The sequence below is a fragment of the Leptotrichia massiliensis genome (assembly GCF_900104625.1).
In the GTDB taxonomy this organism is placed as follows: Bacteria; Fusobacteriota; Fusobacteriia; order Fusobacteriales; family Leptotrichiaceae; genus Leptotrichia; species Leptotrichia massiliensis.
On record NZ_FNVZ01000005.1, the window covers coordinates 1,317,445 to 1,333,519 of the forward strand.

Annotated in this window: 14 protein-coding genes; 1 reads left to right on the forward strand and 13 read right to left on the reverse strand. The window is 30.7% G+C overall.

The window, feature by feature from the left end; genetic code table 11:
• Window positions 1-42: 42 nt before the first annotated feature.
• From mgtE (BQ5344_RS10320) to BQ5344_RS10380, 13 genes are all read right to left on the reverse strand, one after another.
• Window positions 43-1,389, reverse strand: coding sequence for a magnesium transporter (mgtE, locus tag BQ5344_RS10320; protein ID WP_071125242.1), 1,347 nt, complete (start codon window positions 1,387-1,389; stop codon window positions 43-45).
• Window positions 1,390-1,399: 10 nt separating this feature from the next.
• A complete protein-coding gene (gene mgtE, locus BQ5344_RS10325) occupies window positions 1,400-2,746 on the reverse strand; it encodes a magnesium transporter (protein WP_083378242.1) in 1,347 nt (448 codons plus the stop codon).
• A gap of 437 nt (window positions 2,747-3,183) precedes the next feature.
• Entirely contained in the window at window positions 3,184-5,412 is a 2,229-nt protein-coding gene (locus BQ5344_RS10330) for a heavy metal translocating P-type ATPase (RefSeq protein WP_071125243.1), read from the reverse strand.
• A 33-nt stretch (window positions 5,413-5,445) separates the two neighbouring features.
• Complete coding sequence (locus BQ5344_RS12565; RefSeq protein WP_071125244.1) at window positions 5,446-5,718, reverse strand: cation transporter; 273 nt, start codon at window positions 5,716-5,718, stop codon at window positions 5,446-5,448.
• A gap of 33 nt (window positions 5,719-5,751) precedes the next feature.
• A complete protein-coding gene (locus BQ5344_RS10340; protein WP_083378243.1) occupies window positions 5,752-6,219 on the reverse strand; it encodes a CopY/TcrY family copper transport repressor in 468 nt (155 codons plus the stop codon).
• 183 nt (window positions 6,220-6,402) lie between these two features.
• The gene (lacG, locus tag BQ5344_RS10345; RefSeq protein ID WP_071125245.1) at window positions 6,403-7,806 is read right to left on the reverse strand and encodes a 6-phospho-beta-galactosidase; all 1,404 of its coding nucleotides are present in this window, start codon (window positions 7,804-7,806) and stop codon (window positions 6,403-6,405) included.
• Between the two features lie 33 nt (window positions 7,807-7,839).
• On the reverse strand, window positions 7,840-9,528 hold the full coding sequence (locus BQ5344_RS10350) for a lactose-specific PTS transporter subunit EIIC (protein WP_071125246.1): 1,689 nt from the start codon (window positions 9,526-9,528) through the stop codon (window positions 7,840-7,842).
• Entirely contained in the window at window positions 9,529-9,846 is a 318-nt protein-coding gene (locus tag BQ5344_RS10355; protein ID WP_012806679.1) for a PTS lactose/cellobiose transporter subunit IIA, read from the reverse strand.
• Window positions 9,847-9,936: 90 nt separating this feature from the next.
• Window positions 9,937-10,914, reverse strand: coding sequence for a tagatose-bisphosphate aldolase (gene lacD, locus BQ5344_RS10360; protein ID WP_006803363.1), 978 nt, complete (start codon window positions 10,912-10,914; stop codon window positions 9,937-9,939).
• Between the two features lie 26 nt (window positions 10,915-10,940).
• Complete coding sequence (locus BQ5344_RS10365) at window positions 10,941-11,873, reverse strand: tagatose-6-phosphate kinase (RefSeq protein WP_071125247.1); 933 nt, start codon at window positions 11,871-11,873, stop codon at window positions 10,941-10,943.
• Between the two features lie 14 nt (window positions 11,874-11,887).
• Window positions 11,888-12,403, reverse strand: a complete 516-nt coding sequence (lacB, locus tag BQ5344_RS10370; RefSeq protein WP_071125248.1) for a galactose-6-phosphate isomerase subunit LacB — start codon at window positions 12,401-12,403, stop codon at window positions 11,888-11,890.
• Window positions 12,404-12,504: 101 nt separating this feature from the next.
• Entirely contained in the window at window positions 12,505-12,927 is a 423-nt protein-coding gene (gene lacA, locus BQ5344_RS10375) for a galactose-6-phosphate isomerase subunit LacA (protein WP_021770048.1), read from the reverse strand.
• A 776-nt stretch (window positions 12,928-13,703) separates the two neighbouring features.
• Window positions 13,704-14,705 (reverse strand): LacI family DNA-binding transcriptional regulator, encoded by a 1,002-nt coding sequence (locus BQ5344_RS10380; protein ID WP_071125249.1) that lies wholly within the window; start codon window positions 14,703-14,705, stop codon window positions 13,704-13,706.
• Between the two features lie 368 nt (window positions 14,706-15,073).
• Between BQ5344_RS10380 and BQ5344_RS10385 the strand changes: the two genes are divergently transcribed.
• Window positions 15,074-16,072 carry an ABC transporter substrate-binding protein gene (locus tag BQ5344_RS10385; RefSeq protein WP_021769437.1) on the forward strand — a complete coding sequence of 333 codons (999 nt, stop codon included), beginning with the start codon at window positions 15,074-15,076 and terminating at the stop codon, window positions 16,070-16,072.
• Window positions 16,073-16,075 lie beyond the last annotated feature (3 nt).

The following is a 16,075-nucleotide window of genomic DNA, read 5'->3' on the forward strand; positions in this document are numbered from 1 at the left end:
ATGTTTATATAATTTTATAGACAGTATTTCATTAGATTTATATTATTTAAGGTTCTTTAAAAGCATTGTTGCAAAAGTAAAGTAAATAACAAGGGTTACAGCATCTGAAATTGTTGTTATCAGAGGCGTTGCCATAACGGCTGGATCGGATTTTACGATTTTAGCTCCAAGTGGCAGCAATGCTCCTACCAGTTTTGAAATTATTATTGTAAATACAAGGGTTAATGAAACAATAAGAGCGATTGTCGGATCTGTTTTTTCCAATGTAATCAATCTTATAAAATTTAAGACTGATAAGACAATAGAAACCATTATACCGATAAAAAATTCCTTTTTTATAACTTTAAAGGCAGATTTTGGAGAAATTTCTCCAAGTGCCAACGAACGTATTACAACTGTTGATGATTGAGAACCAACATTTCCTCCGCTTGACATTAACATTGGAATAAAAGCTGTTAAAATTATGGACTTTGCTAATACTTTTTCATAACCTTGAATAATATTTCCAGAAATTGTATCAGAAATCATAAGTACAGCGAGCCACCCTATTCTTTGTCTTGCCATTGTAAAAATATTTGTCTTTAAATAAGAATCGTCAGTAGGAGAAGTAATCCCTGCCATTTTATGAAAATCTTCTGTAACTTCCTGATCTACAACATCCATTACATCATCTATAGTAATTATACCTAAAATCCTATTTTCATGATCCACAACTGGCATTACAATAAAGTCATATTTTTTAAATAAATCTGCTACAATTTCCTGATCATCGTTTGTATTGACACTTACAAAATTTTTGTTCATAATATCTTCAATTTGGATAGTATCTTTTTTGGCAATTAATTCCTTGAGAGAAAGTACACCTTCTAGTATTCCTTTTTCTCCAGTAACATAACATGTATAAATATTTTCTTTATCTTTTCCAGTTTTTCTAATTTCTTCAATTGCTTCTGAAACTGTCATATTTTTTTGTAAATCCACATATTCTGTTGTCATAATACTTCCCGCAGAATTATCAGGATATTTTAACAGCTGATTTATCAGATGTCTATCTTTTTTATCAGTGTTTTTCAATATTTTTTTTACAATATTCGATGGCATCTCTTCAATAATGTCAACAATATCGTCAAAATATAATTCATCAAAAATTTCACGGGTTTCAATATCTGTTGAAGTATGAATAATCATTTCCTGATGTTCTGAGTCCAAATAAGGAAATACATCTGCTGCTTTATCTTTTTTTAACAGTCTAAAAATCATTATTACAAGTTCAGGAGATTTGAACTGATTTAATATATCAGAAATTTCTACTGTGTTTAATTTGTTTAATTCACTTTTTATTTCAAAATATTTTTTTTCTTTTAAAAGAGTTTCAATTAATTCTTTCATTATTCCCTCCTTACTTTATAATATTACTCAAAAATATAGTTGCAAATTTAAAATAGATAGAAAGAGTCAAAGCATCTAAAATTGTAGTTATTAAAGGCCCTGCCATAATTGCGGGATCCATTTTAAATATTTTTGCAACAATAGGTAAAAATGCACCTATTATTTTGGAAATCATAACTACAAAAATGAGGGTAATTGAAACGGTCAAAGCTACATTTAAAGGCGTTTTTGTCAAAGTTATAAGTCGTAAATAGTTAATTCCCGCTAGAACTACTGCCACAATAAATGAAATAGAAAATTCTTTTTTTAATATTTTAAAAGTGTCTCTTGGATTTACTTCACCTAATGCTAAAGCACGAATAACAATTGTAGAAGATTGAGCTCCTGCATTTCCTCCTGTGTCCATTAACATTGGTATAAATGAAGATAGAATAACTACTGACTGCAATACATCTTCATAACTTTTTATAATTCTTCCTGTAAAAGTTGCAGAAATCATAAGTACAATAAGCCAGCTAATTCTCTGTCTTGCCATCGTAAAAGCACTTGTCTTAAGATATGATTCCTCAACTGGTGAAATTCCCGCCATTTTGTGGAAATCTTCTGTCGCCTCTTGTTCAACAACGTCCATTATATCGTCAATCGTAATTATTCCAAGAAGTCTATTTTCTATATCTGTAACTGGAAGTACAATCAAATTATATTTTTTAATTATTTCAGCAACATTTTCCTGGTCATCATTTGTATGGACACTTACAAAATTGCGATTCATGATATTTCCCACAACTGTATCATCTTCGTTTGTAATTAATTCCTTTAAGGAAATTACTCCTTCTAATTTTCTGTCTTCACTAATTACATAGCAAGTATAGACATTTTCCATATCTTCCACAGTATCTCTAATTTTGGCAATTGCTTGAGAAACTTTCATATCCTTTTTTAAATCCATATATTCTGTTGTCATAATACTTCCAGCTGAATTGTCAGGATATTTTAACAAAAGATTTATTGTATGTCTATCTTTTGCATCAGTATTTTTCAAAATTTTTTTTACTACATTTGATGGCATTTCCTCAATAATATCGACAATATCATCAAAATAAAGCTCATCAAATATATTTTTAGTTTCCACATCAGTCATAGTATTAATAATCATTTCCTGATGCTCTGTATCTAAATATGAAAATACATCTGCTGCCCTATTTTTAGAAAGTAATCTAAAAATCATTATTAATTCAGAAGATTCAAACTGATTTAACAGTTCCGAAACCTCAACAGTATTTAATTCGTTCAAATATTTTCTAATTTCAAAATATTTTTTTTCATCTATAAGTGTTTGAATAGTGTTGTTTTCCACTGTTATCTCCTTCCTTTTATACTTTTTCATTTCATACAATTTCAAAATAAGAAGAATAACAGTAACGAAGATATTCCCCTTATCCATTGCATATTTTTGTAAAATGTAAATTCTTCAGTTTCTTACTCGGGACTTCCTCGTTCAAAACATTCACCTCCATAAAATAGAAAATTAGCATAAATTCAAAATTTAAATTTTGTAAATCAAAAAAAGAGCTTTATGCCTATAAAATTTTATCAGACAAAGCAGTTATTGTCAATAAATTTCTTAGAATAGACTTTTTAAGTTTTTTAATAAAAAATACCTTATTCAATCTAAGAATAAGGATTTTTTATATCATTTCTACAAGTTTGTAAATTGTTATTTATTAAAAGGTATTAAGTCATTTTCTATTTATAAATTATAATATTGTAAACTTCAACCTATTTTTCAAAATTCTATTTAACTTTAAAAAATTTCAATCTCAAAGCATTCCCCAAAACTGATACTGAACTAAACGACATTGCAAAAGCCGCTATCATCGGATCCAATTTTGGTCCATTGAAAAATGCATAAAATATTCCAGCGGCAAAAGGAATCCCCAGTACGTTATAAAAGAATGCCCAAAATAGATTTTCCTTTATATTTGTGATTGTCGCTTTACTTAATGCTATTGCACCCGCAACATCTCTCAAATCGTTTCTAATTAAGACAATATCAGCTGATTCTATCGCAACATCTGTTCCATTTCCTATCGCAATTCCAACGTTTGCCTGAGCCAGTGCTGGTGAATCGTTAATTCCGTCTCCAACCATTGCAACAAATTCATCTTTTTCCTGAAGTTCCTTTACTTTCTGAGATTTCTGATAAGGCAGCACTTCTGAGATTACATCATCTATTCCTACTTGTTTTGCTATAAATTTTGCAGTTTTTTCGTTATCGCCAGTTAGCATTATTGTCTTGATTCCCATTTTTTTCAGTTTTTCTATAGCTTCCTTGCTTGTTTCCTTGATAACATCTGCAACTGCAACAAGTCCCGCCAATTCGTTATCAATTGAAATATACATTGGTGTTTTTCCTTCATTTGACAAAATATCATAATCTTTTTGAGAAATTTCCACATTGATTTTTCGATTTTCCATAAGTTTTCTATTTCCAATTTGCACTTCCTTGCCTTCAAATGTTGCACGAATACCGTAACCTGGCATTGCCCTAAATTTTTCATACGGTTTAATTTCAATATTTTTCTCTTTTGCTTCATTTACGATTGCTTCTGCCAATGGATGTTCTGAATCATTTTCTACACTTGCAGCAATTTTTAACAATTCATTCTCGTCATAATTTCCATAAGCAATCAAATCAGTCAGTACAGGCTTTCCTTTCGTAATCGTACCAGTCTTGTCAAAGACAACAGTTTTAATTTTATGTGCTGTTTCAAGAGCTTCCCCGCTTTTTATAAGAATACCGTTCTCAGCACCTTTTCCAGTTCCAACCATTATCGATGTAGGTGTTGCAAGTCCCAATGCACATGGACACGCAATTACAAGTACAGCGATGAAAAACGACAATGCAGTAACCAATCCACTTCCACTCAGAAACCAAGCAATCCCTGTAATTATCGCAATCCCAATAACAATCGGTACAAAATATGCCGCCACAATGTCTGCCATTCGAGAAATTGGAGCCTTTGACCCCTGTGCCTCCTCAACCAGTTTTATAATTTGTGATAAAACTGTATTTTTACCAATTTCAGTCGCCTCAAATCTGATACTTCCATTTTTATTTATACTTCCTCCAACAACCTTATCCCCAACTTTTTTGCTTACTGGCAAACTTTCTCCTGTCAACATTGACTCATCAATCGAAGTCGCCCCTTCCACAATCCTTCCATCCACCGCAATTTTTTCTCCCGGCTTCACAATAACAATATCTCCAACTTTTAAGTTTTCAATCAGAACTTCCTTTTCCACTCCATTTTCAATAATTTTAGCCTTTTTAGGCTGAAGTCCGATAAGTTTTTTTATTGCCGATGAAGTTTGACCTTTTGTTTTTGCCTCCAGCAGTTTTCCAAACAAGATTAACGTAATAATTGTACCAGCCGACTCATAATATAAATCCATATGTGCTTCAGGATCTACAGTTATAATTCTAAAAGTTGCGTAAATTCCATAGATTACCGCCGCTGTTGCCCCAATAGCAATTAATGAATCCATTGTTGGAGATTTTCTTACTAAATTTTTAAATCCATGTGAAAAAAAATCTCTCCCAGCATAAATAATAGGCAAAGTCAATACAAACTGTGCCAACGCAAAATTAAGCGGATGTACCTTAGGATTCAAAAATTCAGGAAGTACTGCCCCAAGCATATGCCCCATCGAAATATACAAAAGCGGAATAACAAACACAATTGCCAAAATTAAACGATTTTTCAAACTTGTTATTTTTTCCTGATAAAGTTCCAGCTTTTTATCTTCCGTCATATCCTCAACCAGTCCATACCCAGCCGACTCCACTATTTCCCTAATTTTATTAAAATCGTACTTCTTCTCATCATATTCAATATTCAATTTTTCAGTTGCAATATTAACCGAAGCGTTAATATCATTATTTTTATTAAGTGCCTTTTCCACAGCATTAGCACAAGCTGCACAGTTCATCCCAGTTACTGTATAGTTTTTTTCTGCCATAATCTTTTCCTCCTTCATTTAGTACACTATATCTTAAATATGCTTATGTCCGCTATGTTCGCAATTACACTGCCCCTCCATCTTTTTATCTTCCGTCATATCCTCAACCAGTCCATACCCAGCCGACTCCACTATTTTCCTAATTTTATCAAAATTATATTTTTTCTCATCATATTCAATATTCAATTTTTCAGTTGCAATATTAACCGAAGCGTTAATATCATTATTTTTATTAAGTGCCTTTTCCACGGCATTAGCACAAGCTGTACAGCTCATCCCAGTTACTGTATAATTTTTTTCAGCCATATTCTTTTCCTCCTTCATTTAGTACACTATATCTTAAATATGCTTATGTCCATTATGTTCACAATTACACTGCCCCTCCACACAATCACACAAAACTTCTTCCACAGCCGTTTTCCTCCTTTCCTCTACAGCCTTTAAAATCAAATCCAAGTCGTCAAAACTCAGTTCACTGTTCTCAATAACTTTCCCTATCATTTCTCCAACTTTCGTTTTACAAATTTTATCAAAAGTTCCTAATATATAACTGTTAGCAACTTCTTTTTCTGTAAAATCCGTCAAATAAATATACTTGTTCCCAATTTCCCTCTTTTTCAAAATATTCTTTTCCAGCAGCCGATTCAACAGCGTCTTTATTGTAGCCTGTTTCCAGTTCATTTTCTCACAAAGCACCTCTGCCACAAACTTGCTCGTAACTTCGCTATTTGCCCACACAACACGCATTATTTCCCATTCTGCATCGGTTATATGCTGTTTTTTATCGATTCTGCAATTTTCTTTCACATTCTTACCTCCTTTAATGTTTACGTTTGTAATCTTTTTACATTATATAGTTTACAATAGTAATCGTTTTTTGTCAAGTATTTTTTTGTTATAATAATTTTACAGGGTTTGTCACTCTAAAAATAAATTAAAATGTGAGAGCTTTTACACTCTCACACGAAAAAATTCAAATATATAAATTTTTTAAACTTCTTTTGTTTCTGATACTTTTTTATACCAATAGGCACTTTTCTTTGGATAACGCTTTTGTGTTTCAAAATCTACATAAAATAGTCCGTAACGTTTTTCATAACCGTTTGACCATGAGAAAACATCCATTAGTGACCAGAGGAAGTAGCCTTTTACATTTGCCCCATCCCTTATTGCATCTGAAATTACTTCCAAATGTTGTCTTATGTAATCTATTCTTGCATCGTCATATACTGTATTGTCTTCAAAGACATCTTTATAGCCTAAACCATTTTCGGTAATGTAGATTTTTTTGTAATTTGGATAATCTCTTTTAACTCTTGCGATTTGATCATAAAGCCCTTGTGGGTAAATTATCCAGTCCCAGTCAGTTCTTGGAATACTTTCATTGGCTTTTCTTTGTCCCACACCTTTTATCTGATATTTGGAACTTCCTTTATTCCCAGTTCCATTGTGAATAATTTCAGTTTCGCCATCATATTCAGTCATCCAGTCGCTCATATAATAATTTATTCCTAAAAAATCGTTCAAATCTTTTGCAGCCTTCAATTCTTCAAAATCTTCTTCTCTTAAATCTAATTTTCCGCCATTAACTTTTAAAATATGATTTACACCTTCCATTGTTTCTTTTGAATATTCACCTTTAAAAGTTGCATCTAAAATAAATTTATTATGAATGATATCGTCTAGTTCTGCCGCTTTTACATCTTTAGGATTACTTGGATTATAAGGATATTTTGTTGGCAATGCACAAACCATTCCTATTTCTCCGTTATATATGTTTTGCTTAAATAAATTTACTGCTTTTGCATGTGCCAAAACCATATTATGATGTGACTGAAACAATTTTTCAAAATCATATTTTATTCCCGGTGGAAATTTTCCAACTAAATATTGTCCATCTCCAATAGGTCCAATTTCATTAAATGTTGTCCAATAATTTACTTCATTAAATTCTTCAAAACAGAATTTAGCATAATCTACAAAATGTTCTATATTTTCACGATTTAAAAAATCTCCGTTGGAGTGCAGAACTTCAGGTGTATCAAAATGATGAAGTGTTACAAATGGTTCAACGTTTCTTTTTTTACACTCTGCAAACAATTTATGATAAAATTCCACTCCTTTGTGATTCACTTCACCATAACCTTTAGGAAAAATTCTTGACCATGCAATTGAAATTCTTATTCCATTTATACCGAATTCTTCACAAAGTTTCAAATCTACTGGATACTGATTGTAAAAATCACTTGCAGGCTCAGCTGTATACCAGTAATTTTCTTCCAAAAAAGTATCCCAGGCCACACGACCTTTACCATCTGTTTTTGTTGCACCTTCAGCTTGATATGCTGCTGTGGCTCCACCAAAAATAAAATCTTCTGGTAATTTTTTTGACATAATTAAACCTCTCTTAGTATTAAAATGTATTAATTAATCTTCAAATTGCGCTTGTACAAAATCTAATGCACCTTTACCGTCACGAGTCAAACTAATATATTGAGCCCCTTCGGTTTTTGCTAACTTAATTCCTAACTTATCAGTTTCTGCCTTCATATCTTCAAAATTTGATGCAACTTGCGGTGCAAGAATAACTAAATCAAATTCAGGAAGTATTTCACGATGTGCACCGTACCCACCTGCCGCAGCTTTAACAGGAACATTATGTTCTTTTGCCGCCTTATTTAAAGCATTTGCTAAAAGTCCACTTGTTCCTCCACCGGCACATAATACAAGTACATTTGTCTCTTTCGTTATATTATTTTGAACAACACCGGCTTTTTCAAGAATGTTATCTGCTTTTTTAGTGTTGAAATTTGCAGCAACTTTTTCTTTTAATTCATCATTTGTCTTTCCTAGACGTTCTTCCTCAAGAATCTGCTTATCGTATACTTTTACAAATGGATAATAGATAATAAAGTCTACAACGATTAAAAGCGCTGCTAAAATAAACGATAATATTTGAAGATTTGTCCCTAATATTATACCCAATGGGCCTGGAGTTGTCCATGGAAGATTAGCAGTAAAACTATTCATTCTAAGCACATCTATAAATATTTTAAAAATCCACACATTCACTATTGGTGCAAGGATAAATGGTATAAAGAATACAGGATTTAATACAATTGGAGCACCAAATAGAATTGGCTCATTTACACCAAAGAATGTAGGTACAGCAGAAGCACGTCCAATAGCCTTATTTCTCTTAGATTTACATAGCCACATAAACATAAATGGTACAATTAAAGTAGCTCCAGTTCCTCCCATTGTAACTATAAACATCTGTGTTCCTGAAGTCAAAATTTTATCTGCATGCTGTCCTGCTCTCATAAGATTTAAATTTACATCTATATTAGCATAAGTAACAACTGCAATAGCTGGCTCTACAATTGAAGGACCATGAATTCCGACAAACCAGAAGAAAGCATAAGCTCCAAATATAAGAGTAATTCCTACATATCCATCTGCTGCTGAAAATAACGGTCCAAAAAGTTTACCTACTGCTTCTGCAACTCCTGTTCCGATAAAGTGACGTACAAGAATCTCAATAACATAAAGTAATACTATTGATAAAGTAAACGGTATTACATCTTTAAAAACTTGCGAAATATTAGGCGGAACTTCTGACGGCATTTTTATAGTTACTTCGTTTTTTACACAGAATTTATAAATTGTTACAATTATAAATGCTGCTAAAAATGCAGTTAAAAGTCCTTTTGTACCTAAAAATCCAGTTGAAATGCCACCTTCAATTGGATCTGCCGCTAATAACAGCAATCCAACCATTGATGCTAAAAGTGTAGAAAGATAATTAATTTGATTAGTTGCCGGCATAGAACGATTTACAGAATCTGTTAATGATTTAGCCGTTGTTCCTGCTACTAAAAATGCTAAGATTCCCATAGAGTAACTGTATGGTTTCATTAATAAAGCCTCTATATTTTTTGGCCAAAAAAATCCAAAAGCATTTGGTACATAAGCAATTAAGATAAAAATACTAGAAAATAGTATAACTGGCATACCAGCTATAAAACCATCACGAATTGCTCTTAAATATATATTCCGAGATAATTTCTCAAAAAAAGGCTTTCCTTTTTCTATAAATTCAATCAGTTTTTTCATTTATTTTGCTCCTCTTTTATATAATTCTATTAGATGTTTCATTAATTCTTTCAATAATATTGTTGTCATTAAATGATCCTGTCCATGAATCATGATAAAACTCATTTCTAAATCTTCTCCAGCCGCTTCTTTAGCTAATATATCTGTTTGTGAATTATGAGCACCAACCAGACATTCCTCAGCTTCTTTTACTAACTTTTCTGCTTCCTCAAACTCTCCATTTTGAGCTTTATTTAATGCAATCATTAATTTAGATCTTGCATCTCCTGCATAAGCTACTATTTCAAATCCAATCATTGTAACATCTTCTTTAGTCATAATTCTCTCCCTTTTTACATAATATTTTTATTTTTCTAACTATATTTTTTCAATTCCTGATTTTGTTTTTTAAATTTACTATTTTTTAATCTATTTTTCCTTCCAAGATGTTGCTGTTTTTTCAACCACTTCATTCAGTTCTTCAATATTCTTTCTTCCAATTGTATTCAACCATTCCACAGTCGCCTTTTCACCTTCCTTGGCAAACACTTCTACTCCATTAGCCCAAGTCGCTCTTCCACACAATACTCCGTTAAATTTAGCACCTGAATCATGAGCAAATTTTAATGTATCCTGAAAAAGTTTTGCACTTACTCCAGCACTTAGGTAAATATATGGCAATGATGTTGCTTCTTCCTGAAGTTTGAAATAATTTGCAGCTTCTTCTTTTGTATAAACAGTTTCTCCATCACTAAACCCTTCTACAAATTTCATATTTACAGGAACTTCTACTTTTAAAACGTCAACATTGTATCTTGGATCTGAAAATACTTTCATTGCTTCAATAACTTTTCTAGGTTTTACTTTTGCATATTCTGCTGTGCTGTTGTCATCAATTTTACAGTCGTAACTTAAAATTTCCAAAAAGAAAGGTATGTCTTCTGCAACACATTCAGCTCCTACTCTTTCCATATATGCTTTTTTCTGAATATTAATTTCTTCACTTTCATCTACATCATAGTACAATAAAAATTTTACTGCATCTGCCCCTTCTTCTTTTAGCCTTTTAGCTGACCATTCAACAAGACAGTCTGGCAATCTTCCAACTGCATTTGCATCATATCCTGTTTTCTCATAAGCTAATAATAATCCAGCATCTTTATCTCTAGCTTTTGCCGCATCCAGTCCGTATTCAGGATCTAGTAAAATTGAAGAAGAATATTTTGTTAAATGTTTTGAAACTAATACTTTAAACTCCTTTATTTGTTCAGCTGTTGCTTCAGATTCCTGATGTTTATTTAACATTTTTTTCAAGGCACCTCTTTGATCAATTGCTAGTGCTGATATAAATCCATTTTTATCACTTAAATTTTCTAAATATTTTCTTTTTTGTTCAGTTAATTTCATTATTTATTCCTCCTTATAAATTTCGTTTAATATTGAACTATCTCAATTTCGCTAAATACTTTTTCATAATTTTCCAAATTTACAAATCCTGTCAATTTTTCCATTGCATTTAGCATTCCTAACGTATTAGCCTTCTTCAATAAATTTTCATCACTTGCATTTTCGTAAATTGCCGATGTAATTCCTGCTACAGTAGAATCGCCAGAACCTACAGGATTTACAACTTCTATTTTTGGAATATTAACTTTATAAAATTTGTCGTTATGCTTTGCAAAAGCGCCGTCTGCTCCGAGTGAAACTATAATCCATTCAATTCCGTCAAATAATTCATTTTTCAAAGTTTCCTTCAATTCTTCGATGTTTTTTGATACTTCTTTTCCAATCAACTGCGATAATTCTTCTGTATTAGGCTTTATAACTTTTGGCTTATATTCATGCTTTAAAACTTCCAGCAACGCTTTTCCTGAGCAGTCAAGAACAACTGGTTTCTCATATTTATTACACATTTGAATCATTTTTGAATAATAATCATCTTCCAACCCATTAGGTAAACTTCCAGAAATTGAGATAATTCCAACTTCCTGTACTAATTTTTCAAAATATTCCAAAAATTTTTCACTTTCAGATTGACTAATTATAGGTCCATTTTCCAAAATTTCCGTCTGATTTCCTTCGTGTAGAATTGCAATACAATTTCTTGTTTCCCCAGAAATTTCAAAAAATTTGTTTTCTATTCCCATTTCTGTTAATTTTTTCTGAATATCCATTCCTAAAGCTCCGCCTATAAGCCCTGTTGCGATAACTTTATCATCCAGCTGTTTTAGCACCCTCGTTACATTCAGTCCTTTTCCTCCTGGTGTCTTAATTGCTTTTGGTACTCTGTTTACAGTATCCAAATTAAATTTTTCCAAAGGATATGAAATATCAACAGACGGATTCATTGTTACTGTTAAAATCATATTAACCAGCCCCTTTAATCTTTGTATTCTCCTCTGTCCCATTTTTCCAAAAATTCTGTGAAAAAATCTTTATCAGTTTGTTTTGGATTTACAGTTTCTATATGTTTAATTTTAGCAATTAATTTTTCACTTTCTTCTGTTTTTTTATATTCTGCTTTTATAAATGCTTCTATTATGTCACACATTAACAATTCACCTGTTATTTTTCCTCCAAAACCAATTACATTTGCATTTAAATATTCTTTTGCATAAATCGCAGTTGTCATATCTCTTACTAATGCAGAACGTATTCCCGGCACTTTATTTACAGCATTATTAATTCCAACACCTGTTCCACAGATACATACTCCTAAATCAGCTTCACCACTTGCCACTGCTTCTCCTACTTTTTTCCCATAAATTGGATAATGAGTACGTGTAAAATCATATGTTCCAAAATCTAAAACTTCATAACCTTTTGATTTCAAGAAATCTGATACTGCAATTTTTACATCTGTTACAATATGATCACATCCAATAGCTATTTTCATATTTTTACCGTCCTTTATTTTATTTCTTTATCGTTTTTTCAATTTTAAAAATTTTTATTTTTCATAGTAAAATAACCTTAAAATTAAACACAAAACATTATTTAACACATCTTATTTAGCATATCCACTCTGATTTGATGTCTTCCACCATCATATCCAGCAGTCAAAAATCCTTTTACGATATTTTTAGCAACTTCTGTTCCTACAATTTTTGAGCCTATTGTAATTATTCTTGAATTATTATGTCCTCTTGTCATATAAGCTGAACGTTCATCCGAAACTTCTGCCGCTACCATTCCTTTTATTTTAGTAGCAACCATAAAACTTCCCGCACCATACGCATCAAACACTATCCCCAAACTATCATCGTCAGCTAAGACAGTTTGAGCAACAGCATACGTTGTTTCAACAAAATCTTTATTTTCTGACTTATCAACTACATCATATCCATTTTCTAGTAAATAATTTTTAATATAATCTTTTAACTCATTACCATCCACATCAGAACCTAATATAACTTTCATTATTTTTCCTCCAATTTTTAATGCGTTTCACTACGTAGTTACAAATTTTCAAATAATATATTATTTATCTCACAATTGAACTATACCCCCAAAACACTTAAATTACAACACATCAAATCAGCTAAAAATAAGCATTATTTAGTAAACAAACTTTTTTAGTTTTAATTTTATATTTATTTAAAAAATTATTTTTAGTAAACAGAGAAATTTTTTCTTAATTTTTATTATAATTTTTTTAACTAAAATGTAGTAATATTAGTTTTAGAGTAAAATATAAAGATATGATTATTATTTAATACTATTCCCCGTTTAAATACGGAATATTTAATAAATTTTGAATTACATACTATATTAGTAAAAAATTAAAAGTTTTTGTCCTTAAATATAGTTTCTATTTTATAATGAGGTTTAGTATTAGATTATTTTATTTAATATTAGTTTTTTTCTTTTTTTTTCGCAGGATTGCTCATTGCCGAAAATCCTTATCTTGCAGTAAAAGTTTATCCAGACAATTAAAATTGTGGCAAGATTGCTACGCAATACCTATGGCTAGACTACGACTTTTATTTGCCCAACTCCGAAACTCCTCCTTATAGTCGTCAAACAGTCGTGGTTAAACAAATAAAAGCTCCGTCGGTTTATTAGAACAAAAAATTATATTTTAATTATTTTGAAATACTAGGTTCTTATCCTTTGTTGGAAAAGTTTGTAATAAATTCGTTATTTAAATGGGGATTTAGTTTATTAATTAAAAAATGAGGACGCTTTTGTCCTCATCAAATCCTTCCACAGCTTTCCCTTTCGATTAATTCTACAGGTAAATAAACTTTTTTTCTATAACTTCTATTGTGCTCTAAGAGTTCTACAAGTACATTTATTGTTTCTTGTGCAATAATTTTAGTATCTATTCTAAGTGTTGTTAAAGGAGGTATCATATATTGAGAAATTTTTAAATCATTAAATCCGATAATTGAAATATCATCAAATATTTTTAAATTATGTTCTCTTATTGCTTTATAAGCTCCCATTGCAATCGAATCATTTGCACAAAATATTGCAGTTGGCCTATCTTCCTGTTTTAGTATTTCCTTCATCATTTCATATCCTGACTCAGCTGAAAACTCATCTACTTTTACAAACCTTTCATCATATAGTTCAAGTTCCTTCATAATTTCAATAAAATATTGCTCTCTAAAATCCAGAAGATTTCTAACGATCTGATTTTTTCCCACTAACAGTCCAATTTTTTTATGTCCCAATTTCAGCAAATAATCAATTACAATTTTTACTGAATGTTTCATATCAAATTTTATATAATCAATGGAATTATCAAAATTATAAGCATCCACGCAAATAATATTATCATTCAAGGACTTTAAAAAATCCAACTGGTTTCTTTTCATTTCTCCAATGACAACAATAGCACTACAAACAATAAAATTCATTAAAATTTCCTCATTTTTTTCAAACATCTGCAACTCAAAAACTTTACTTTTTATCCCTTTCTTTTTTAATGCATACTCTAAATCTAGCCTCAACGACACAAAATACGGATCTTCACTTTCAATCTTTTCATCAAATGATTTTATTATTGAAACATTTAACTGTGTATTTTTTCTTTTCGTATTTTTTTTCTTGTAATTTAACTCCTTAACTGCTTCTAATACTTTCTGTTTGGTTTCCTTTGTTACACCAAAATATTCGTCATTATTTAAAATTCTTGAAACAGTGGCAATAGAAACTCCTGCATGCTTTGCAACATCTCTAATTGTAGACATTTTTCCCCTCTCTTTAAACCTTAAAATTTACTTTTTTATACTATACTTTTCTTAGTGTTTTATTTGTTTTATGATATAATCTTTTAGTTTTTTTAGTAAAATTATAAATATTTTTACTAAACATTTTTTTTAATAGAAACTTTATACTTTCTTTACTAATTTAATAGAATAAGATTTATAGTAACTATAAGTTAGTTTTTTAATTTTATTTCAAAATATTACTGGAAATTTAAAAAAAATATGGTAAAATAATAACATAGTAAAATTTAATTTAAAAACAAATTCAAAGTTTTAGCGAAAAAACAGAAATTTACTTTTAAACTTTTTACTATAAAAATTCAAAATTATTTATTTTAGGAGGAAAACAGATGAAAAAAATTATGAGAGGTGTACTGTTATTTGGTATGTTAGGAGGAATGCTTTTGTCTTGTGGAAATAAAAAAAGTAATAATTCTCAAGACGTAAAAAAAGAGGCTCAAGTTAGTGAAAAGGTTTATAAAATTGGATTGTCACAGATTGTAGATCATCCAGCATTAAACGCAGCAAAACAAGGTTTTAAAGATGCTTTGGAAAAAGCTGGAATAAAGGCTGATTTTGATGATAAAATTGCAAATAATGACATGGGTAATCAAACATTGATTATGAAACAGTTTGCAGCGGATAAGAAAGATTTGGTATTTGCGGTTACTACACCGACAGCACAGGCGGCTAAAAATCAGATTATAGGAAATACCCCTGTGGTATTTGCATCAGTTACGGATCCAAAAAGTGCAGGACTTGAAGGAATTCCCAATGTTACAGGAACAAGTGGAGCGGCACCAATAAACGAAAACTTGAAATTAATGAGAGAATTATTACCAGAAGCTAAAAAAATAGGAATCATTTATAATTCATCTGAACAAAACTCAGTTTCTGAAGTAAATAATTTGAAAAAACTCGCAGGACAATATGGATTTACCGTAGTTGAAAAAGCTGTTACAAACGGAACAGAAATGGTTGCAGCAGCAAACCTTATTTCAAAGGAAATTGATATCTACTATGCAATTCAAGACAATACAGTAGCATCATATTTTGCAGCAATACTTGATGTTTTTAACAACACAAAAGTTCCAATTCTAGCTACAAATGACGTTTACTCAAATGCAGGAGGATTAATTTCACAAGGAACTACTGACTACAATATCGGTTATCGTTCTGGAGAAATCGCAGCTGAAATTTTACTAAAAGGTAAAAAACCAAATGAAATTCCAATAGAAACGGTTAAAAACTTGCAAATTGAAATTAATAAACAAAATATGGAATTATTAGGAATCAAAGTACCAGATAGTATTTTAAAACAAGCTAAAATAGTAGAAACTAAAAAATAATTT